This window comes from Vibrio artabrorum, from assembly GCF_024347295.1.
GTDB classification, from domain to species: Bacteria; Pseudomonadota; Gammaproteobacteria; order Enterobacterales; family Vibrionaceae; genus Vibrio; species Vibrio artabrorum.
On record NZ_AP025458.1, the window covers coordinates 2,311,481 to 2,332,189 of the forward strand.

21 protein-coding genes are annotated in these 20,709 nt (G+C 44.9%); 3 read left to right on the plus strand and 18 right to left on the minus strand.

Annotated elements, in window-relative coordinates:
- Positions 1 to 28 precede the first annotated feature (28 nt).
- The 14 genes from pgpA to OCU36_RS10395 form a co-directional block, all read right to left on the minus strand.
- Positions 29 to 535, minus strand: a complete 507-nt coding sequence (gene pgpA / locus OCU36_RS10330) for a phosphatidylglycerophosphatase A (RefSeq protein WP_261837929.1) — start codon at positions 533 to 535, stop codon at positions 29 to 31.
- Positions 535 to 1,509, minus strand: coding sequence for a thiamine-phosphate kinase (thiL, locus tag OCU36_RS10335; protein WP_261837930.1), 975 nt, complete (start codon positions 1,507 to 1,509; stop codon positions 535 to 537). The genes pgpA and thiL overlap by 1 nt, the downstream gene beginning before the upstream one ends.
- A gap of 87 nt (positions 1,510 to 1,596) precedes the next feature.
- Positions 1,597 to 2,064, minus strand: coding sequence for a transcription antitermination factor NusB (nusB, locus tag OCU36_RS10340; protein WP_004734399.1), 468 nt, complete (start codon positions 2,062 to 2,064; stop codon positions 1,597 to 1,599).
- Positions 2,064 to 2,534 (minus strand): 6,7-dimethyl-8-ribityllumazine synthase, encoded by a 471-nt coding sequence (gene ribH, locus OCU36_RS10345; protein WP_004741508.1) that lies wholly within the window; start codon positions 2,532 to 2,534, stop codon positions 2,064 to 2,066. The genes nusB and ribH overlap by 1 nt, the downstream gene beginning before the upstream one ends.
- Positions 2,535 to 2,828: 294 nt before the next feature.
- Positions 2,829 to 3,938 carry a bifunctional 3,4-dihydroxy-2-butanone-4-phosphate synthase/GTP cyclohydrolase II gene (ribBA, locus tag OCU36_RS10350; protein WP_261837931.1) on the minus strand — a complete coding sequence of 370 codons (1,110 nt, stop codon included), beginning with the start codon at positions 3,936 to 3,938 and terminating at the stop codon, positions 2,829 to 2,831.
- Between the two features lie 108 nt (positions 3,939 to 4,046).
- Complete coding sequence (locus tag OCU36_RS10355; RefSeq protein ID WP_261837932.1) at positions 4,047 to 4,703, minus strand: riboflavin synthase; 657 nt, start codon at positions 4,701 to 4,703, stop codon at positions 4,047 to 4,049.
- Between the two features lie 45 nt (positions 4,704 to 4,748).
- Positions 4,749 to 5,867 (minus strand): bifunctional diaminohydroxyphosphoribosylaminopyrimidine deaminase/5-amino-6-(5-phosphoribosylamino)uracil reductase RibD, encoded by a 1,119-nt coding sequence (ribD, locus tag OCU36_RS10360; RefSeq protein ID WP_261837933.1) that lies wholly within the window; start codon positions 5,865 to 5,867, stop codon positions 4,749 to 4,751.
- A 40-nt stretch (positions 5,868 to 5,907) separates the two neighbouring features.
- Positions 5,908 to 6,357: a transcriptional regulator NrdR gene (nrdR, locus tag OCU36_RS10365; RefSeq protein WP_261837934.1), complete on the minus strand. Its 450-nt coding sequence runs from the start codon at positions 6,355 to 6,357 to the stop codon at positions 5,908 to 5,910.
- 156 nt (positions 6,358 to 6,513) lie between these two features.
- On the minus strand, positions 6,514 to 7,764 hold the full coding sequence (locus OCU36_RS10370; protein ID WP_261837935.1) for a glutamate-5-semialdehyde dehydrogenase: 1,251 nt from the start codon (positions 7,762 to 7,764) through the stop codon (positions 6,514 to 6,516).
- A gap of 99 nt (positions 7,765 to 7,863) precedes the next feature.
- On the minus strand, positions 7,864 to 9,048 hold the full coding sequence (proB, locus tag OCU36_RS10375; protein ID WP_261837936.1) for a glutamate 5-kinase: 1,185 nt from the start codon (positions 9,046 to 9,048) through the stop codon (positions 7,864 to 7,866).
- A gap of 76 nt (positions 9,049 to 9,124) precedes the next feature.
- Complete coding sequence (gene crl / locus OCU36_RS10380; protein ID WP_261837937.1) at positions 9,125 to 9,514, minus strand: sigma factor-binding protein Crl; 390 nt, start codon at positions 9,512 to 9,514, stop codon at positions 9,125 to 9,127.
- 143 nt (positions 9,515 to 9,657) lie between these two features.
- Entirely contained in the window at positions 9,658 to 10,911 is a 1,254-nt protein-coding gene (gene frsA / locus OCU36_RS10385; protein WP_261837938.1) for an esterase FrsA, read from the minus strand.
- Positions 10,912 to 11,000: 89 nt separating this feature from the next.
- Entirely contained in the window at positions 11,001 to 11,465 is a 465-nt protein-coding gene (locus OCU36_RS10390) for a xanthine phosphoribosyltransferase (RefSeq protein WP_261837939.1), read from the minus strand.
- An 84-nt stretch (positions 11,466 to 11,549) separates the two neighbouring features.
- The gene (locus OCU36_RS10395; RefSeq protein WP_261837940.1) at positions 11,550 to 12,839 is read right to left on the minus strand and encodes an NCS2 family permease; all 1,290 of its coding nucleotides are present in this window, start codon (positions 12,837 to 12,839) and stop codon (positions 11,550 to 11,552) included.
- Positions 12,840 to 13,890: 1,051 nt separating this feature from the next.
- On the opposite strand from OCU36_RS10395, the gene OCU36_RS10400 reads away from it, so the two are divergent.
- Complete coding sequence (locus OCU36_RS10400; RefSeq protein WP_261837941.1) at positions 13,891 to 15,363, plus strand: aminoacyl-histidine dipeptidase; 1,473 nt, start codon at positions 13,891 to 13,893, stop codon at positions 15,361 to 15,363.
- 117 nt (positions 15,364 to 15,480) lie between these two features.
- Here the strand turns inward: OCU36_RS10400 and OCU36_RS10405 are convergent, their stop codons facing one another.
- Positions 15,481 to 16,020, minus strand: coding sequence for a DUF3332 domain-containing protein (locus OCU36_RS10405; RefSeq protein WP_261837942.1), 540 nt, complete (start codon positions 16,018 to 16,020; stop codon positions 15,481 to 15,483).
- 269 nt (positions 16,021 to 16,289) lie between these two features.
- On the opposite strand from OCU36_RS10405, the gene OCU36_RS10410 reads away from it, so the two are divergent.
- On the plus strand, positions 16,290 to 17,336 hold the full coding sequence (locus tag OCU36_RS10410; protein ID WP_261837943.1) for a succinylglutamate desuccinylase/aspartoacylase family protein: 1,047 nt from the start codon (positions 16,290 to 16,292) through the stop codon (positions 17,334 to 17,336).
- Positions 17,337 to 17,484: 148 nt separating this feature from the next.
- On the opposite strand, the gene OCU36_RS10415 is transcribed toward OCU36_RS10410, so the two are convergent.
- The gene (locus tag OCU36_RS10415) at positions 17,485 to 17,799 is read right to left on the minus strand and encodes a DUF3622 domain-containing protein (protein ID WP_010436335.1); all 315 of its coding nucleotides are present in this window, start codon (positions 17,797 to 17,799) and stop codon (positions 17,485 to 17,487) included.
- Between the two features lie 354 nt (positions 17,800 to 18,153).
- The gene (locus OCU36_RS10420; RefSeq protein WP_261837944.1) at positions 18,154 to 19,338 is read right to left on the minus strand and encodes an NnrS family protein; all 1,185 of its coding nucleotides are present in this window, start codon (positions 19,336 to 19,338) and stop codon (positions 18,154 to 18,156) included.
- Between the two features lie 289 nt (positions 19,339 to 19,627).
- Between OCU36_RS10420 and OCU36_RS10425 the strand changes: the two genes are divergently transcribed.
- Positions 19,628 to 20,191: a gamma-glutamylcyclotransferase family protein gene (locus tag OCU36_RS10425; protein WP_261837945.1), complete on the plus strand. Its 564-nt coding sequence runs from the start codon at positions 19,628 to 19,630 to the stop codon at positions 20,189 to 20,191.
- Between the two features lie 71 nt (positions 20,192 to 20,262).
- On the opposite strand, the gene OCU36_RS10430 is transcribed toward OCU36_RS10425, so the two are convergent.
- Entirely contained in the window at positions 20,263 to 20,595 is a 333-nt protein-coding gene (locus OCU36_RS10430) for a tRNA-binding protein (RefSeq protein WP_261837946.1), read from the minus strand.
- Between the last annotated feature and the right edge of the window lie 114 nt (positions 20,596 to 20,709).

Consider the following 20,709-nt stretch of genomic DNA (forward strand, 5'->3'; position numbering starts at 1 on the left):
CGTTGATTGGTCTAAAAGCCTTCTGAACTTAAACTAGCCAACCGGCGAAATGTGCCACTGCATACAGCGAAATCGCCGCCATAAGGCCTGCAACAATATCATCAATCATGATCCCGAGCCCACCGTGAACTCGCTTATCTAACCAACCAATAGGCCAAGGCTTGATCATATCGAAAAAGCGAAACAGCACAAAACCAGCTACTAGCCATCTCCAATCATCAACAGGAATGTTCAACATAGGCACTAAGCTCATGGTGATCCAAAAACCTGAAAATTCATCCCATACGATAGAACCATGATCATGCACGCCCATGTCATCAGACGTTATTTGGCAGATTTTGATACCTATAATGCAGCTTACCACCACGAGAACGACATAAATAGGGAACGGTAATTGAACCAACAAAAGATAGAAAGGAATCGACGCCAGTGTGCCCATCGTGCCGGGAATAATCGGCGATAAGCCACTGCCAAACCCGGTTGCCAATAAGTGCCAAGGGTTTTTAAGAGAGATTGCAGAAAGTGGGTTTGTCATCAATTAGCCTTAAAGTGATCGTAACCAGTTAAGCGCCAACTTAATGGTTCACCATTGTTGTGTAATTCAAAATATTCTACAGGTCTTATCTGGCCAATGCAGGTAACTTTTGTCCCTGTGTGTGACAAAACACTTTCCAATGACCCTTTATTCTCTTCTGGTACAGTAAAGCACAGTTCGTACTCCTCACCACTGGTCAGCGCATACTGCTGAGCTGAAGCGATATCAGAAGTAAACTGACATAATTCTGGAGAAATAGGTAAACAACTCACATCAATGCTTGCACCAACCTGTGAACGCTTAAGGATATGTTTTAAATCAGCGATAACACCGTCAGAGATATCAATAGCAGACGAAGCAAGGTTCACCAGTGCTTGGCCAGCCAATACTCGAGGAACGCTCAAATAGTGCCTCTCTTCAAGTTCTAGCGCATAAGGCTTTGCTCTATTCTGTTCCGGTTCCAGTACCACTTCGAGGCCTGCTTTGCTGTCGCCTAGGTTGCCCGTTACGTAAATCCAGTCCCCCACTTTTGCGCCATCTCTGCGCAGCGCTCGCCCTTCCGGTACAAAACCTTGCACAGTCAATGTTAGGCTCAATGGACCTTTGGTTGTGTCACCACCAATTAACTGAATACCAAAGTAGTCTGCAAGTTTAAAAAAGGAGTCACAGAAGGGAGCAAGCCATGCTTCATCGACTTCCGGTATGGTTAAAGCAAACGACACCCACGCAGGCGTCGCCCCCATAGCGGCAAGGTCACTGATATTCGAAGCCAAAGCTTTGTGTGCGACCCAAGCTGGATTCGCTTCCGTTAAGAAGTGGGTACCGGCCACTAAGGTGTCCGTGCTGACCGCAATCTCAACATTGCCTGGGGCTTTGACCAAAGCACAATCATCACCCGCCGCTAGAAGTACGTCTTTACGTTGGGGTTGTCGATTAACAAAATATTTTTCAATCAGGTTAAATTCGCCAGACATCACATGCCCTATCTTTAATGTTACAGAAATTGAGTTACAAAAAAGGCCAGCATAAAAGCTGACCTTTAGATTCAATAGACAAACGTCTTATTTCTTACGAACGTGCGGCGCTGCTTTATCAAGCACACCATTCACAAACTTATGGCTGTCTTCTGCTGCAAATACTTTTGCAAGCTCGATAGCTTCGTTGATAACCACTTTGTATGGTACATCTTCGCGACGAGTCATCTCGTACATAGCTAAACGTAGAAGCGCGAGTTCCATCAAATCCAAATCTTGCATCGGGCGAGATACGAATGGACGAAGCTTACTATCAAGTTCCATGTGGCTAAGAGCAACACCAGTGAGTAGGTCGCGGAAATAGGCAACGTCTGTTTCAGGCATCGCAAGAGCAGGCTCTGCAGCATGATGCTCTTCTTCATCATACTTACCACCAGATAAGAACTGTTCTTCAACGGTAGCAATATTTTCTTTAGTAATTTGCCAAGAATAAATTGCTTGTAGAGCAAATTGACGTGCGTTACGACGTGCGGCTGGTTTCACACTGGCCCCCATTAGGAATCGATTTCAGAAAGAACGTTGATCATCTCAAGTGCGCTAAGTGCGGCTTCTGCACCCTTATTACCAGCCTTGGTTCCTGCGCGTTCAATAGCTTGATCGATCGTATCAACAGTAAGAACACCAAACGCTACTGGAAGAGAATATTCCAGCGACACTTGTGCCAAACCTTTATTACATTCACTGCAAACATAGTCAAAGTGAGGTGTACCGCCGCGAATAACTGTACCTAGAGATACAATCGCATCGAACTTACCCGTTTTTGCAACACGCTGCGCAACAAGCGGAAGTTCGACTGCACCAGGGCAACGAACAACAGTGATGTTGTCTTCGCTTACTTGTCCGTGACGCTTTAAAGTATCGATTGCACCAGAAAGTAAACTTTCGTTAATAAAACTGTTGAAACGAGCAATAACGATAGCAATTTTTGCATTTGGCGCTGGGAAGCCACCCTCGATCACTTTCATAAGCCTTCCTTTAACTATTTTCATCAAGTGAGAATCGCCGGATTCTAGCACAAAACTGTGAGCAATATCTAATGCTAATTTAGAAGAACAGACACCGGAGATGTAAATAGGATAACGCAGTACGGTTGCCGATGATATGGGAACAACATGTCGCTCAGCTTACGCATTTAACGCGCTGAAAATCCGGCTTAACAACTTTGCTGTTTGGGTCTAATTATTGCCCAAACAGCAAACCGAGTTATCACGAATAGATAGGGTGATAAACAGAGAAATATCTGTTTATACACCAGTCGCTTATTCGCAAACGTACTCAACAACGTTAAGGCCAAAACCACCCAATGCATGGTAACGCTTAGAGCTTGAAGAGAGCAGACGCATATCTTGAATGCCTAAGTCTTGCAGAATCTGAGAACCCACCCCAACACGACGAGAGGTACCTTGCTTCTTCGCCATTGTCGGTTGCTCATTTTTATCCTGAGCTTCGAATGTCTTCACTTTATGAATCAAAGAATCTGACGACTCCTCATTCCCAAGAATCACCAATACACCCCCTTCGTCACCAATACGTTTCATCGCTTTATCTAATGACCAACTGCGCTCGGCACCACGATCAGAATGCAGCAGATCAGTAAACGTATCATGCAGGTGAACACGCACTAAAGGCGCTCCTTCAGATAGGTCGCCTTTCTGCATCGCATAGTGGATCTGGTTATCAATGGTATCGCGGTAAGTCACCAGCTCGAAATCACCAAACTCTGTTGGTAAGTGACATTGTGCGACACGTTCAATCGTGGTTTCGGTGTTGTTACGGTATTCGATCAAGTCAGCAATGGTGCCTAGTTTGATATCGTGTTTTTCAGCGAAAATCTCAAGATCTGGACGACGAGCCATAGTACCGTCGTCGTTTAGAATCTCAACGATAACGGATGCTGGCTCACAACCGGCGAGACGAGCTAAGTCGCACCCCGCTTCAGTGTGACCCGCGCGCGTTAACACACCGCCTTCTTGCGCTGTCAGTGGGAAAATATGGCCCGGTTGAACTAAGTCTGCCGCTTTGGCATCTTTCGCCACTGCCGCTTGAACCGTCACAGCGCGGTCTGATGCAGAAATACCCGTGGTTACGCCCTCTGCCGCTTCAATCGAAACCGTAAAGTTAGTGGTGTACTGTGCATTGTTGTCTTGCACCATAGGCGCAAGCCCCAGACGATTTGAACGCTCTTTGGTCAGTGTAAGACAGATTAAACCACGGCCATACATCGCCATAAAATTAATCGCTTCAGGCGTCACATGTTCTGCTGCCATGATCAGATCGCCTTCATTTTCACGATCTTCATCATCCATCAGGATAACCATTTTTCCTAGGCGAATGTCTTCAATAATTTCTTGAGGAGTACTAATTGGCATTGTTCTATATCCTTTGAAATGGTTCTGATTCCTAGAACCGACACTATTTAAACCTGATGATATTGCTGAACTTTTACAAAGTGCTATTGGGGGACTGAGTAAAGGCGATTAGGCAAAACCATTCTGCTGTAAGAATTCCATCGTTAATCGAGATTCAGGCTCAGACTCTTGTTGCTGACCTTGCAGTAAACGTTCCATATAACGGGCTAACACATCGACTTCTAGATTCACTTTACGACCAACATTGAATTGGTCAATAGTGGTTTCTGAAGAGGTGTGCGGAACGATAGTCAGCTTAAAAGAATTCTTACGTAAGTCATTCACGGTCAAGCTAATACCATCAACCGTGATGGACCCTTTTTGAGCCACGTACTTTGAGATTTCAGCAGGCATTTCTACCCAGAACTCAATGGCACGACCGACTTGATTACGTTCAACAATCACCCCTACGCCATCAACATGACCAGACACAATGTGTCCGCCAAAACGCGTGGTTGGTAACATTGCTTTCTCAAGGTTTACCTTATCGCCCGCTTGGTAATCCATAAAGCCCGTTTTTTTCAGGGTTTCAAGCGAAAGGTCTGCGCTGTAGCTGTGGTCATTGAACTCAACCACCGTCAAACACACACCATTGGTCGCGATACTGTCGCCTAACTGAACGTCAGCCATATCGAGCTTGCCAACGTTAACCGTGACGGTGATGTCTTCTCCGCGGGGAGTGATGGCACTCAATGTACCTACGGCTTCTACAATTCCTGTAAACATTTTAAAACTCTTTTTGTTGTCAACGACACTGTGTAGTTGGAGTGACTATTTCGAAAATGGTTTCGCCGCTCTTGGTTCTGCCACGATTGATTTCGCCACAATTGGTTTCGCCACAATACGAATATCCACACCCACCAGTCGAATATCTTTAATATCTAGGTCAATCACATCCGACATTGAAGTGAGCCCTAATGCGCCCATCAAACCTCGTCCGTCACTGCCCATCAATTTAGGCGCTAAATAGAGGACAAGCTCATCCACCAGCTGTGCTTCAATCAAGCTTTTAGCTAATGTCGCGCCCGCTTCAACCCAAAGATGATCGATATGATTGGCAGGTAATTGACGCATCAGATCATGTAAATCGAGCTGACCTGCAGCTGTGGTTCTAACTTCAATATCAGCAGACGCTTCAGCGACTCTCAACACGGGGGTGGGAGTCTGGAATAACTTGAGTTCAGGACGCAGTTGGTTTTGACGATCAAGTATCACGCGAATCGGCTGACGCAGCTTATCTTCAGCGTAATGCTGTTTGATACTGCTTGGCAACTCTGCCCAACGAACATTCAATGACGCGTTATCTTCAATCACCGTCTGGCTCGTAGATAACACCGCACCGGCTTTTGCTCGATAGTTCTGAACATCACGACGCGCTTCTGGCAACGTGATCCACTGGCTTTGACCATTGTTCAATGCGGTTTGCCCATCGAGACTCGCCGCCATCTTTAACTGTACGAATGGCATGCCCGTTTGCATACGCTTGATAAATGCCGGATTCAAGTCGAGAGCGTCTTGCTCTAGTAAACCGATTTCAACCTCAATACCCGCATCACGTAGCATTTTAATACCACGTCCTGCGACTTTTGGGTTAGGGTCCTGCATGGCACAAATCACTTTTGAAACTTGAGCCTTAATCAAACCTTCCGCACAAGGTGGCGTTCGGCCATAGTGCGAACAAGGCTCTAGCGTGACATAAGCGGTCGCACCTTTTGCCTTGTCACCTGCCATGCGCATGGCGTGTACTTCAGCATGAGGTTCGCCGGCTTTGGCATGAAAACCTTCGCCAACGATCTGACCATCGGTTTGTACGATGACACACCCAACATTTGGGTTGGGTGCTGTCGTGTAAATGCCGCGTTTTGCTAACTGAATAGCACGCGACATCATTTGAAAATCTAGGGGAGTAAAATTGGACATGATTGAGGGGTTAATCCTCTAATTTAGCGATTTCTTCGCCAAACTCTCGGATGTCTTCAAAGCTGCGGTAAACAGAGGCAAAACGAATGTACGCCACTTTATCCAATTCTTTCAATTGGCCCATCACAAGGTTACCAATCATTTCGCTTGGTACTTCCCGTTCACCGGTCGCACGAAGCTGTGATTTAATCGTACTGATAGCCAGTTCAATCGCATCCGCACTCACAGGGCGTTTTTCGAGGGCTCGCTGAACACCGCCGACCATTTTATCTTCATTAAATGGTTCACGGTTTCCATTCGACTTGATGACTTTTGGCATCACAAGTTCTGCCGATTCGAACGTCGTAAAACGTTCATTACAAGCAAGGCATTGACGGCGACGACGAACCTGATGACCATCGGCGACCAGTCTTGAATCGATTACTTTAGTATCGTTCTCTGAACAAAAAGGACAATGCATATCACCTCCAAATAATTGGATATCAGTGTAACGGAATTGCTAAACGTAAGGAAAGAAAAAGGGCCAATTAAGGCCCTTTTGTGTGGTGATTCATTGATTATTGCTGCTCGACAGTCATTTCAAAAATGAGCAGAGGAGCAAAACCAGCGGTAAGCGTTAGCCACGAACTAAATAGTTTGCTTTACCCACCCATTTGTAACTGGTCAGTTCCTCTAACCCCATAGGACCGCGAGCGTGCAGTTTCTGAGTCGATACGGCGACTTCCGCGCCCAAACCAAACTGCGCACCATCGGTAAATCGCGTGGATGCATTCACATAAACGGCCGCAGAGCCTACCGAGTTAATAAAGCGCTCAGAGCTTTCGAGACTGTTGGTCATGATCGCATCGGAATGACTCGCATTGTGCACACGCATATGGTCAATCGCCTCTGCCACATCCGCAACCACTTTTACACCTAGCGTGTAGCTTAACCATTCAGTATCAAAGTCGCCTTCAACCGCATCACGTTGGTCTTCAAAACCCGCCAGCAGCGATTTTGCGCTGGCATCGGCAACCAAGGTCACCTTGCCAGCTAAACGCGCTTTCAGCTTAGCGAGGAAAGCTTCAGCAACGGTTTCATGCACCAACAAAGTGTCTAACGAGTTACACGCTGATGGCCGTTGCACTTTTGAATTTTCAACCACATCGACAGATTTCTCAAGATCTGCACTGTCATCAACGAAGATATGGCTGATACCAAAGCCGCCGATGATCACGGGAATCGTGCTGTTCTCTTTACACATCTTATGCAAACCAGCGCCGCCACGCGGAATGATCATATCCACGTAGTCATCCAGCTTAAGCAGTTGAGATACGAGTTCACGATCAGGTTTCTCGATGTACTGAACAGAAGCGGCTGGAAGCTGCGCTTTCTCTAATGCAGACTGGATAACCTTAACCAGTTCCATGTTCGAGAAGAACGTCTCTTTACCACCACGTAGAATGCTTGCGTTACCTGTCTTCAGACATAGGGCTGCAATATCAATAGTTACGTTTGGACGCGCTTCATAGATAACACCCACCACACCAAGTGGCACGCGACGGCGAGACAGTGACATACCATTTTCCAGTACTTTACTGTCCATTTCACTGCCAACCGGGTCATTCAGGCTGATCACGTTACGCACATCATTCGCGATGCCGGTTAAACGCTCTTCGTTGAGCAACAGACGATCTAATAGTGCATCTGTCAGACCCGCTTCGCGACCCAGTTCGATATCTTTTGCGTTTGCTTCTAAAATCGTTGCTGCGTTTATTTCTAACTCATCAGCAATGATCGCCAATGCCTTGTTCTTTTGCGCCGTTGATGCGGTCGCTAGGTGGAAAGCCGCGTCTTTTGCTGCTATCCCCATGTTAGTTAAATCCACGTTTAACGCTCCCTAAATTCTGTCTTTGGATGGATAAGGCGACGGGTGATGTCTAGATGCTAGAGCCGAATCTGCGGTTCATCACCTTATCATCTCGAGCTACTCTTGAATCACAACCAAGTCGTCACGGTGAATGACTTCTGCTCCGTAATCGTACCCAAGAATAGCGCCAATATCTTTACTGTGCTTGCCTGCTATTTTAGCTAAATCTTGGCTTGAATAACTGGCGATACCACGCGCAACCACCTTGCCTTTACTGTTGGTGACTTGGGTAACTTCACCACGAGAAAATTCGCCTTGAACTTGAATCACCCCTTTCGCCAGCAAGCTACTGCCCTTGGTGTTGACGGCATTGACTGCACCATCGTCGACCACAATGTCTCCGGCAGAAGCCGGGCCCGCTAAAATCCAACGTTTACGGTTTTCTAGCGCTTCTTCTAAAGGTAAGAAACGGGTCCCTTGAGGATTATCACTCAATGAGTCAAATACCACATTTTCCGCACTGCCTGCGGCAATAATGACTTCAATACCAGCACGGCGAGCAATATCAGCGGCCTGCAGTTTGGTTGCCATGCCACCTGTACCTAACGTAGAACCACTGCCGCCAGCGATCTTACGCAGTGTGTCATCAATGGTTTTCACTTCCTTGATGAGCTCGGCATTTGGGTCTTTGCGAGGGTCGGCCGTAAACAGACCTTTTTGGTCGGTTAACAGCAAAAGCTTATCAGCACCGCATAAAATACCCACCAATGCCGATAAATTATCGTTGTCACCCACTTTAATTTCATTGGTCGCTACTGCGTCGTTTTCATTCACCACGGGAATAATATCGTGTTCAACGAGTGCGTTGATCGTGTCACGCGCATTAAGAAAACGCTCGCGATCATCAAGATCGGCGCGAGTCAGTAGCATCTGGCCAATTTTAAGGCCATAGATAGCGAATAAAGACTCCCAAACTTGAATCAACCGACTTTGCCCTACGGCCGCAAGCAACTGTTTGCTCGCCATAGAGTTGGGAAGTGCGGGGTAACCAAGGTGCTCACGCCCTGCTGCAATAGCGCCAGACGAAACCATAACCACCGAATGGCCTTGTTTTTTTAATTCAGCACATTGACGAACCAACTCAACCATGTGAGCTCGATCTAATGCCAATGTTCCACCAGTTAAGACACTGGTACCCAGTTTAACAACGACAGTTTTACGCTGTGCTGTTGTCCCGCTTTGATGATTGATTGTCATGAAGTCTTTTATGGATAAAACAAATAAGAGGTGATGTTTTAGCAATCAACAAGAGAATTCACAAGTAGAAAAGGCGCGAAATCACACCTTTTTACTTTATAGAGAAGAGTAACCTTTAAAATCAGACGAATTCGACAGACTCTTCGTCGAACTGAACGCTGATTTCAAATTTCTTTTGAAGTTCATCGATCAACTTTTGGTGAAAGGCCTCTTGAGTACGAGAGACCTCAGCCACCGCTTTTTTCGGTAATGGCAAAGGCTCCCAATGACCATCGATGTTGTACTTACCTGTGTTGTATTTGGCCGAAAATCCGTCTCCCGACTTATCCAACTCTAACCACCATCCCCAGAACTCGCGCTCTTCTGGTGACTTTTTATCGTTCACACACACCGACAAACAATCAAAAATATAATGACCCTCTTCTGATTGTGGCTCCCTCAGGTAAGGACCAATAGCCTTCAAAACATTTAACAGTCGGTAATGGGTTGGTTGTTGTGTCACTTTTGACATATTGAATCTCCGTTTTCAATGTTAAGAATGACGAACTCAGACAGTAATACGTAGAAACTACCCTGTTGGGTGTTATCAATAACCTCTGAGTATCAAGCACTTAGTTTGTACACTTTTCATGCTTAACTAATTTCGGAGAGATGTCACCTAAATAATTCATCTTCAAGCCATTTTATCGCCAATTCGAGGGATTGCTCATACCCTTGTGTAATTGACTTCGCTTTGATTTGCTTCGCTTTCCCATACTGGCTGTAAATGGCAACCAGTTGATTATCCATTGCCGGTGATACCGGGTCCCCTTCCAAGGCCAATGCTAAGATAGGAACGCGCGTTTTACTATTCGACAACAAACCTTGTACTTTCAATGACCACGCCATCAGTTGTCCTGAGAGACTATTGATATCCACGGCACCTTTACCAAGACGAGAAGCCAGTACATCGAGATGCATCTTAGGCATCTGCTTGAGTTTGTCGGTATGAACAAAGATATCGTGGATCGGAGCACCAAGAGAGATACATGCTTTGATCTTCTGCTGCTCAACAAACGACAACCTAACCATAGCGTTGCCACCAAAGCGGAAGCCAAACAAGCCGACCTTATGATGATCAACCCAAGGGATATTCGGCAACTCATTCAACACCGCTTGATGCAAACATGAAGAGTCTTCAGTTAATGGCCAGTGAGAGCTGTGCCCTATCGATGGCATGTCTACCGTCAGCATCGCGATATTCTTAGGTGCTAAGTAATCCCGAAACAAGCGCCACATATCCGTTTGTAAACTATCTAAACCCGCGCTGACAATCACAACCGGTTGTGGCTTGTCTGTTTTAGTTAGATGTAAATTCGCTTTGATCTTCTTGTTTTGGTATGGGATATCAATCTGTTTGACGATCAACTTAGTGTGTTTTATCGCTTCAGAGTAAGCGGTATTGGCCAACACTTGAGCCTGAGCGGCAAGGCTATCGTTTTTCAGATGTGGATAGCCGGCAATACTGAAACACAAAGATGCTGAAAATAGCTCTTCAGCCCGCTCTTCTTCACTCTTCTCATTAGAACGATTTTGATGCTGCATACCAAGTTTAGTCCACTCGTATGCCCAGTTACCGCTTCGGTAGCCCATCACAGTATCTAACCACTCATCAGTAGTGCGTGAATTATCGGATGACGCGATTCTCGCTAACACGGCTTCTTGCTCTATTGGGTTGACCCCCTGCCATGCCCACTGCAGACGCCTTAGGTTTCGGTACCAAGACGAGTTTTGCTGCTCACGCTTCTCATCCAGTAATTCTTGCGAACTTGGCATGTACTGCGTCAGCATCGAGGTTTCTTTAGCCTGCTTGTGCTTAACAAATAATGTTTCCGAAAGGTTTGAGCTCGTTTCTTCTGATTCAGACATTGGGATACTTAATAAGAAATGGTTGTGACTCATAGTATAAAAAAAAATGACCCTATATAGGGTCATTTATCAAAAAACTTAGCTTACGCTTATTTTACCTTGCGATTTACAGGTTCAACATAACTTAGGCTAGTATCCCAAGGTTGTTCAATCCATGTGTCTTGAGCGATATCGACGATGTACTCGTCAAGCAAATGTGCGCCTGATGGCTTAGCACAAACTGCGATTAATTTCGCTTTAGGGTACATTTCGCGAAGCTTACGTGCAGTGTCACCACTATCGACAAGATCTTCAACAATCAAGAAGCCTTCGCCATCACCTTCAGGTGCTTTAACTACCGTCATATCACGTTGGTGATCATGGTCGTAGCTAGAAATACAAATCGTATCTACGTGACGAATACCTAACTCACGAGCCAGTATAGCACCTGGTACTAACCCCCCACGGCTTACAGCCCAAATGCCTTTCCACTGCTCGGCTGGCATTTGTTTTTCTGCTAGTTGACGGCAGTAAGTCTGCATATTGTCCCAAGTGATAACGAATTTGTTACTCATAGTATAAAACCTAATAATATTGTCATGTTATGAGAAGCTCTGCCAAGCACAGCTTCTTCAGCAGTTAAGCCGAAATCTAGACGATTAAGCGAAAATGTATTTAATAATAAAGATAACCGACATTACCCACACAGCAGGAGAAACGTCACGACCTTTACCGCTTAACAACTTAATTGCAGCATAAGCGATGAAACCCAGTGAAATACCCTCAGCAATAGAGTATGTCAGAGGCATAAGCAGACATGTTACCACGACTGGTGCAGCTTCTGTAAGATCACGCCAATCAATACCGACTAAACCAGACATCATTAGAATGGCGACATAGAAAAGCGCACCGGATGTAGCGTAAGCTGGGATCATACCGGCCAATGGTGAGAAGAAAAGAGCCAATAGGAATAAGATACCAACCACCACTGCGGTTAGACCGGTACGGCCACCTTCAGCGACACCAGCCACACTTTCAACGTATGAGGTGGTATTGGATGTACCCAGCAGAGCACCAATAGACGTTGCCGTTGAGTCTGCAAGTAGTGCTTTATTCAAGCGCGGTAGCTTACCGTCTTCTTTGATTAAATTGGCTTTCGTTGCAACCCCCACCAAAGTACCCGCAGTATCAAACAAATCAACGAATAAGAACGCGAATATCACTGAAACCATGCCGATATCAAATATAGCCGAGAAATCAAGCTGCAAAAATGTTGGAGCTAAACTTGGCGGTGTAGACATAATGCCGCCATATTGAACATCACCAACCGCAACACCGATCACGGTAATAGCAAGAATGGCAATCATTACCGCACCTTTCACTCCGCGGTGAACCAGAGCAACAGTAAGGAAGAAACCCAGAGCGCCTAGGATTGGAGCAATCGCCGTAATATCACCCAGTGAGACTTTCGTTGCAGGGTTAGACACCACGATACCAGCATTACTAAGCGCAATAAACGCAAGGAAAAGGCCGATACCAGCCGATATACCAACACGCAGTGACATAGGAATCGAATTGATGATCCATTCACGGATCTTAAAGAGGCTTAAGAAAATGAAGATGACGCCGGAAACGAAAACCGCCGCCAAAGCAACTTGCCACGTATAACCCATTCCCATCACAACAGCATAAGTAAAGAACGCGTTCAGCCCCATACCTGGAGCTTGAGCAATAGGGTAATTCGCAACAAAGCCCATAATGAAACAGCCAATAGCAGCCGCTAAACAGGTTGCGACAAAGACAGCGCCATGGTCCATACCTGCATCAGATAGAATCATTGGGTTTACAAAAATGATGTAAGCCATTGTTAGGAAGGTTGTCAGGCCTGCGATGATTTCAGTATGGACATTTGTGCCATTTTCACTGAGTTTGAATAGCTTTTCGAGCATTTTCGAATCCTATATGGGTAAGAAGTAAACGGTTGCGTAAACGATTGGCCGTGATTATAAAGTTATCAAATAACAAATTCTAGATAGAATTAGGGCTCTAAACGATATTTATCAAAATAGTATCGACATCAAAGTGATAAAAAAAACAAGCTATAAAAACATTAACCATTAAAAACAAATAATTAAAATAGTAGGCGACGATAAAGTCACTTGATTATCATTTCGAAAAAATGCCATTTTTATTGAAAATCCTTTGATTAAATTTTCAGTTTATACCGGCAAGAACTGGTCATTTTTCAACATAATTAGTTATAAAGTGAAAATTAACGATTTGACGTTAGAAAAACAACCGCAGTGAGTGGTAGAGAAATGACAAATGGAGAGAGTGGAAAGTGGCAGGCAAAAAAAACGCCACTCAAAAATGAGTGGCGGTAGAATCTGTCAACCAAGGGTTGTAAAAAAATTCCAATATTAGGGGTGAACAAACTGTTCAAGTCACATGCGTTGGTTTAGTAACCAAAGCTTGTTGGGTATGCAAAGTTGCTAGTATAAACCGAGCTGTTAATCCAGAACATTGCAGATGGTAAACCTTTCATAACTATCACCTTAGTAAATCAATAAAAAACGAATATGATTTCTCAGTTCCTTGGAGGCGATAAAACGGACTCATCCTTTGAGCATTTACTCTTCACTTCAGAAGTTGGTTACTAATATACCACTAAGAAAAAAGATTACAACAACTTTCCGTTCAACTTCACACTTTTGATATAAATGATTATTTATACAACTGAATTAAGTAATTAAATTACAAAATTGTTTTTAAATTACCTGTCAACCCAGCAATATTAAGCATACAAATGCGTATTTGTAATCAAGTAAACAAACTGGCGTTTAAAAATTGAGGTGTCTGAGGCTTAGAAGCACTACTCGTAAAAACACGCAAGTGGTATGCTGTTGCCATTAAAGCAGACCTATATTTTAGATTTTTGTTCTAATTTATCATCCATTGAAACTCTAAATATATGGCAATCAAATAAAAAAGGAGTCATCCGTGTCTGAATTCCACTCTGAGATCAGTAAATTATCCCCTGCCCCTATTTGGCAGTTTTTCGATAAAATTTGTTCAATCCCACACCCATCGAAACAGGAAGAAGAGCTTGCTCAATACATTGTTACTTGGGCAACAGAGCAAGGCCTAGATGTACGTCGCGACCCAACGGGCAACGTATTCATCAAAAAGCCAGCAACGGCGGGTATGGAAAACAAAAAAGGTGTGGTGCTACAAGCTCACATCGATATGGTTCCACAAAAGAACGAAGACACCGTTCATGACTTCGCTAAAGATCCAATCCAACCATACATTGATGGTGAGTGGGTTACCGCTAAAGGCACAACGCTTGGCGCTGACAACGGCATGGGCATGGCTTCTTGCCTAGCGGTTCTTGCTTCAAACGAAATCCAACACGGTCCTATCGAAGTTCTACTCACCGTCGATGAAGAAGCAGGCATGACGGGTGCTTTCGGTCTTGAAGCGGGTTGGTTAGAAGGCGATATCCTTCTTAACACCGATTCAGAGCAAGAAGGCGAAGTGTACATGGGTTGTGCTGGCGGCATCGACGGTACAATGACATTTGAAATTGCACGTAACGCCATTCCAGCTGACTTCGTCACACGTAAGCTAACGCTAAAAGGCCTAAAAGGCGGTCACTCTGGTTGTGATATCCACACCGGTCGTGCAAACGCAAACAAACTGCTTGCTCGCTTCCTAGCGGGTCACGCAAAAGAGCTAGACCTTCGCATCGTCGAATTCAAAGGGGGCAGCCTTCGTAACGCGATCCCTCGTGAAGGTTTCGTCACGGTTGCTGTTCCTTCTGCAAACCAAGAGAAGCTGGCTTCACTATATAACGACTACACTGAGCTGCTTTCAACAGAGCTAGGTAAAGTAGAAGACAGCATCGTGACTTTCAATGAAGAAGCGTCTGTAGAAATGGGCGCACTTGCGTCAGCAGACCAAGCTCGCTTCATCGCGGCACTTAACGCCTGTCCAAACGGCGTGATTCGCATGAGTGACGAGATTGAAGGTGTTGTTGAAACGTCTCTAAATGTAGGGGTTATCACAACAGAAGAGAACTCAATCACGGTGCTTTGCCTGATCCGTTCTCTTATTGACTCCGGCCGTAGCCAGGTTGAAAGTATGTTGAACTCAGTAGCAGAACTGGCAGGTGCTAACATCGCGTTTTCTGGTGCTTACCCAGGTTGGAAACCAGACGCAGATTCAGAGATCATGCATATCTTCCGCGATATGTACCAAGGGATCTACGGTCACAAACCAAACATCATGGTGATCCATGCTGGTCTTGAGTGTGGTCTGTTCAAAGAACCTTACCCGAACATGGATATGGTCTCTTTCGGCCCAACCATCAAGTTCCCACACTCTCCTGATGAAAAGGTGAAGATCGATACTGTTGAGCTGTTCTGGGACCAAATGGTTGCATTGCTTGAAGCGATCCCAGAAAAAGCATAATTCGATAAGCTATCGTCTTTTTCAATAAATGATGTTGTCAGCAAACATCGCTTATCGACACAAAATAAAACAGGTACTCAATGAGTACCTGTTTTTGTATCTCGATCAGATAAACGCTCAAGCGCGTGAAGCTGCGTAACTTTCTAGCTCATCAATCGATGTCTGCGCAACAACTTCTCCATCGATGAAATACGTCACCATCTCACCGTCACGAACACCAATCAAGGTCGCTCGCTCACCAGATTGGTAAGTAATGTCCATTTGGATAGTATTCTCATCAATCTGCTGCATTTGACCTTTCTTAATCATATTGGTACGAGTGATAGGGCCGACAGGCGCTTCAGTCAATGACTTATCTAGATGATGGTTAATATCAAGGTAAGTATCCATCTTTGCATCAAAAATATGTGGAGAACCCGTTAGTGGGTTGCTACCCGTCCAAAACTCTAGTGAGTTAAATACCAAATAGTCGGCTGCAACAGTAAGACCATAAGCAGGCGCTAGTAGCATGTTTAATCCACCACGAGCGTAGCGGTTATCAACAGCTTTAAGGTTAAACTTCATTAAGTACCCGGTAACAGCATTACTACCGACACAACCAGACAGCGCGACAGAAACCGCTGCTAATGCAACGATTTTTGTAATTGTTTTTTTCATTTTCATCTCAATATTTAAATTTGGCTGCCAAAAATGGCGATGGATACTATCAATCCACCTAACGGCAAATATCATTAAAAAAACAGAGTATTGTCAGAAAAATGCCAATTTAAAACGAACTCAAATGGTCAAAATAGAAAAGAGAAACCAATCTTACTCCCCTTCCATAAAAAACTTTTGTCGTGACCGCAAAGTGATTGATTCGTACTAAAAATCAACGGTTGCTACATTCCGTGTTAATGAATTATCACCCTGTTGAGACCCCCTAAATGGCAAGACTAAAACCTAATCAACCATTCGAATTACTTGGTTATACTGTTCAGCCAGGACAACGAATGGAGATAGAACTACAAGCAGCTCAGCTGTACACACACTCTCCACTTTCGATCCCGATTGAAATCATTCACGGTCGCCAAGCTGGCCCGACCCTTATGGTCAATGCAGCGATCCATGGCGATGAGCTAAACGGTGTCGAGATTGCACGACAATTAACGAATGCCATTGAACCAAAGAAATTAAAAGGTACATTGATTATTGTGCCGATTGTTAATGTGTTTGGCTTCATCCATAAGTCTCGCTACCTGCCAGACCGTCGTGATCTAAACCGTTGTTTCCCTGGTAGTGAAAAAGGCTCATTGACATCACGTATCGCTTACACCTTCTTCGAAAACGTAGCGAAGCACTGTGATTATATTTTGGATCTACACACGGGGGCGATTCACCGTACCAATCTGCCGCAGATCCGAGCAAATCTATCGAACCCTGAAACACTGCGTATCGCAAAAGCATTCGCAACCCCCGTCATTATTGACTCGCCACTGCGTGACGGTTCACTGCGTAGCGAAGCGGAAAAGCTGGGGATTCCAGTATTAACTTACGAAGGTGGTGAAGCGCTGCGTTTTGATCACCTAGCGATTCGTGCGGGTTACCTTGGCGTGCATCAAGTCATGAAAGAGATCGGCATGCTACGCCCTAACCGTAAAAAGTTACCAGAGCCAGTATTAAGTAAATCGACCAGTTGGCTCCGCGCTGAATCAGACGGTATTTTGCGTAATATGGTAGGACTTGGCGAACAGGTTGAAGCAGGACAAACTCTCGCTTATATCAGTTCACCTCTGGGGCACGAAGAAAGCCAAGTGATCACCACCAAAGGCGGAATCGTGATTGGTCAGCAAACTCTCCCCTTAGTCAATGAAGGTGATGCGATATTCCACATCGCTTACTTTAAACAAGACGATGATGAAGTGGGCCAATCTGTAGAAAGTTATATTGAAGAAGTAGCAGAAGACGATTGGTTAACAGCACTGAACAACTGAGAATCCTAACGCATGCTTGGACAAGTTCGCAGTGAAAGACTCCAAGTATTTAAAGTAAAAAGCCCCAATGATAGTTGCCTATCTTGGGGCCTTTTTATTATTCCCTTATCTTAAAATTAAGGGAACAATCAATTTGTCATGCACTGAATTACTCAGCGTCTTCCTCTTCGGCACGCGCTTTAGCACGAGCTTCACGAGCTTGTTCTGCTTTAAGCTCTTTAGTGTGACGTAGTTCGTCACGCTCTTTGCGCTGCTCTGATTTACGTTCGTTACGTTCAGCTTGGTTAGCGATGAAAGAGGCGAGCTCTTTTTCTGCCCACTCTTGCGCTAGAGCTTCGGTTTCGAAACCAGACTCACGCTTAGATACCGTTGTGCTGCGAGATGTCACTTGACGAGTAATCTCTGCGCACCAACCGTTGCGTTTTTCTGTTAGGCGGATATCAAATTTTTTGTTCTTAGACATGTTCTATTTTTCCTAAGGGAGATCATTAAGGGATCGGTCAACTTTGATAACTCAATCTAAGTGAGCATCTTTTAACACCATCCCTTGGTAAGCGCGGTATTAGAGCACAAATCAATAAATATTGCTGCAAATATTTGCCGCGGATCACACTCTTCAACTGCAAATCGTTTGCGGATCATTTCGATTCGCTAAGAACTCACTGATGTCACCGATTTACGAGGGCTATTCTCAATCACAGCTTAACTCATTCGCCTAAAACAGAGCTTTTTTAGCGAGATATCACAAACTTGAGAACCAACACTTCCTTTCATCATGGTTCAAGTTAATCATCGTTCAGGTTTAGGCGTGCCCCGATTAACCCGGGTGACCATCCACTCTTGGCGTTAACAGCATCATGCCAAATTTCCAGATAAACAGACCGAACGCTAACGTCCATAAACCCGCGCTGATGTTGACCATCTCAAATAAATACGCCGGAAATAAAGTCACACCTACACTACGAACGAGTGCCGCAATAAAAATAGCTGAGAACGCCAAAGCCATACTCGGCCCTTTATAGATAGCACGACCGGTATGCCCTATGGTCACGCGCGTAATCATCGCCAAAATTAACCCACTCAAACCACCAATCGCAAACAAGTGCAACATGTTATGGCTCGCGAACGGGTTGTCTAATAAACCACGTAATAGCAAACTGAGAGGGATACAAAGGTAAGCCGCATGCAGTGACCACACCAAAGGTTCTGACAGTGTCGTCCACGGTTTCCAGCGAATGAAGCGTACCAATTGAGCCACCCCTGCAAATACCATCAACTCATGACCAACTTGAGCAAAAGTCAATGGGAAGAAGCTCAACACAAATAACCCCACCAAAGGTAGATTGGCGAACCATTCCAACCAAACCAAGGGCTGAGCTTTTTCAAAATCAAAACGACGCGCCGTAAAGAATGGAATCACTCGTCCACCCATTACAGACAGCAGCAAGGTAAACCACCACAACATGGCCTGCCAAACGGCAGACGATGGGAATGGAGGCATCCCCTTAATGGTCGCGTAACTCGCAAAGTTCGCCACGATAGCCAATATAAACAGTGGCACAAAGAACAGGTTCTTCCAGCCTTTCGATTTAACGACTCGGAAACCCATTTCGTAAACGGCGAAGATCAAGAACAGCGCCTCAACCGACGAGATCAGCCATAACGGTGCGGGGGTCCAAAACAGAATACGAGGAGTGAGCCATAAGCCCACTAGCGCTGCCAACCGATAGTGCTTGGTTCCGTTTACCCCTGTCCACGTTTGTACCGCTGTTAACACAAAGCCGACCACAATCGCCATCGAGAAACCAAACAGCATTTCATGCACGTGCCACCACAGTGCGGGAACTTTTAAAATCTCTGGCTGACCGTTTTGGAACATGATAACCCAAGCCACAATCGCGATCACAGCATAGAGACTGCCTAAAAAGAAGAAAGGTCTAAACCCCAAACGAAGATAGGCAGGAATCGCCTCTTCTACACTTTTATCTGTGATATTTAACAAACTCGTTCCTCATTCTCAGATAAGCGGCCAAGGTATTACCTAAACCAAATTTGGTGTGCATCAAATCCGATGCAATATGCAGATCACATTGCATGAAACGCGCCAATTAGATAAAACCAGTAAAAACAGCGACTCACGATATTTACTAGCCAATAAACAAGTCAAAAAAACACAACAGAAAGAGTCATAAAGACATATAGATGTATAAATAGAAACTTACTGACTTTTTGTATCTCGCCACATATAGTAAGACTAAAACTTAAATGGAAGATCTCAGACAAGGAATGCGATGTATATTTTTGGTTATGGCAGCTTAATCAACTCATGTTCACGCCAGCTTACCGGTCAGACAGGGCAAGCGATCCCTGCGATTGTTCATGGCTTAGTGCGCCATTGGAGCAAGATCGATGACAGCTATGTGTTATCACCTTTGATCGTCAATCTTGGCAAGGGACAAGTCAATGGTGTGTTGCTTGAAGTGGATGATATTGCACTGGCTGAATTTGATCGACGTGAGCGTGGCTATCACCGAATTGAATTAAAGGCTTCTCAGATCGAAAGCCAAGATGAGTTCAAGCAGGAGCAAGCGATCTGGGTATACATCAAAAACGAGATTGAAGCACCTTGCGAAAACAGCCCTATCGTTCAAACCTATGTCGATACGGTATTGGCAGGATGTTTAGAGGTGTCTGAAAGCTTTGCGGAACACTTTGTTAAACACACGCAAGGTTGGCATCACCCATTAGAAAATGATCGCCACCAGCCTAAATACGGCAACCTTGCCGGGGTTTCCGATCACCACCACAGTGTGATTGATGGTTTGATAATGACCGTGCGCAGCGAGTTGCTCTAGATAGCCAATTGCCCTTCAAAGCGAGTTCATTTAGGTTGGTGAACACATTGGCTCTCCAACCTAAAGCGCGCTTAAACGACTCGAATACCTGCTGGCATCGCACGTTCCGGTGTCAGCAATACACTTTCAGATTCGTCTTCTGTTTCGGCACATAACAACATGCACTCAGAAGTGTGGCCTCTCATCTTCGCCTTCGCTAGATTGCACAAAACAACAACCTGCTTGCCCATCAACTCTTGTTCTGTGTAGTAAGGAACTAAACTGGTCACCGTTTGCAGCGTCTTGTAACCGACATCCACTTGCACGATGTACAGCTTATCCGCGTTTTCATGACGCACAACCTCAACGATCTTACCCACTCGCATTTCTAACTTAGCAAAGTCACCATAAGAGACAGTATCCATTTCTCACATCCTATATTGAGCTACTTTTTACCTAGAACGATATTTACTAAAATTAAGTAAACTATAAATATTTACACTAGCATTAAGTCTAATAATTACAAGTGGTAAAGCTCT

What these genes read in the sequence shown, in the direction of transcription:
- pgpA (WP_261837929.1), bottom strand. Translation starts at nt 535, where the DNA reads ATGACAAACCCACTTTCTGCAATCTCTCTTAAAAACCCTTGGCACTTA.
- thiL (WP_261837930.1), bottom strand. Translation starts at nt 1,509, where the DNA reads ATGTCTGGCGAATTTAACCTGATTGAAAAATATTTTGTTAATCGACAA.
- nusB (WP_004734399.1), bottom strand. Translation starts at nt 2,064, where the DNA reads ATGGGGGCCAGTGTGAAACCAGCCGCACGTCGTAACGCACGTCAATTT.
- ribH (WP_004741508.1), bottom strand. Translation starts at nt 2,534, where the DNA reads ATGAAAGTGATCGAGGGTGGCTTCCCAGCGCCAAATGCAAAAATTGCT.
- ribBA (WP_261837931.1), bottom strand. Translation starts at nt 3,938, where the DNA reads ATGCCAATTAGTACTCCTCAAGAAATTATTGAAGACATTCGCCTAGGA.
- OCU36_RS10355 (WP_261837932.1), bottom strand. Translation starts at nt 4,703, where the DNA reads ATGTTTACAGGAATTGTAGAAGCCGTAGGTACATTGAGTGCCATCACT.
- ribD (WP_261837933.1), bottom strand. Translation starts at nt 5,867, where the DNA reads ATGATGTCGCGTGCTATTCAGTTAGCAAAACGCGGCATTTACACGACA.
- nrdR (WP_261837934.1), bottom strand. Translation starts at nt 6,357, where the DNA reads ATGCATTGTCCTTTTTGTTCAGAGAACGATACTAAAGTAATCGATTCA.
- crl (WP_261837937.1), bottom strand. Translation starts at nt 9,514, where the DNA reads ATGTCAAAAGTGACACAACAACCAACCCATTACCGACTGTTAAATGTT.
- frsA (WP_261837938.1), bottom strand. Translation starts at nt 10,911, where the DNA reads ATGTCTGAATCAGAAGAAACGAGCTCAAACCTTTCGGAAACATTATTT.
- OCU36_RS10390 (WP_261837939.1), bottom strand. Translation starts at nt 11,465, where the DNA reads ATGAGTAACAAATTCGTTATCACTTGGGACAATATGCAGACTTACTGC.
- OCU36_RS10395 (WP_261837940.1), bottom strand. Translation starts at nt 12,839, where the DNA reads ATGCTCGAAAAGCTATTCAAACTCAGTGAAAATGGCACAAATGTCCAT.
- OCU36_RS10405 (WP_261837942.1), bottom strand. Translation starts at nt 16,020, where the DNA reads ATGAAAAAAACAATTACAAAAATCGTTGCATTAGCAGCGGTTTCTGTC.
- OCU36_RS10410 (WP_261837943.1), top strand. Translation starts at nt 16,290, where the DNA reads ATGGCAAGACTAAAACCTAATCAACCATTCGAATTACTTGGTTATACT.
- OCU36_RS10415 (WP_010436335.1), bottom strand. Translation starts at nt 17,799, where the DNA reads ATGTCTAAGAACAAAAAATTTGATATCCGCCTAACAGAAAAACGCAAC.
- OCU36_RS10425 (WP_261837945.1), top strand. Translation starts at nt 19,628, where the DNA reads ATGTATATTTTTGGTTATGGCAGCTTAATCAACTCATGTTCACGCCAG.
- OCU36_RS10430 (WP_261837946.1), bottom strand. Translation starts at nt 20,595, where the DNA reads ATGGATACTGTCTCTTATGGTGACTTTGCTAAGTTAGAAATGCGAGTG.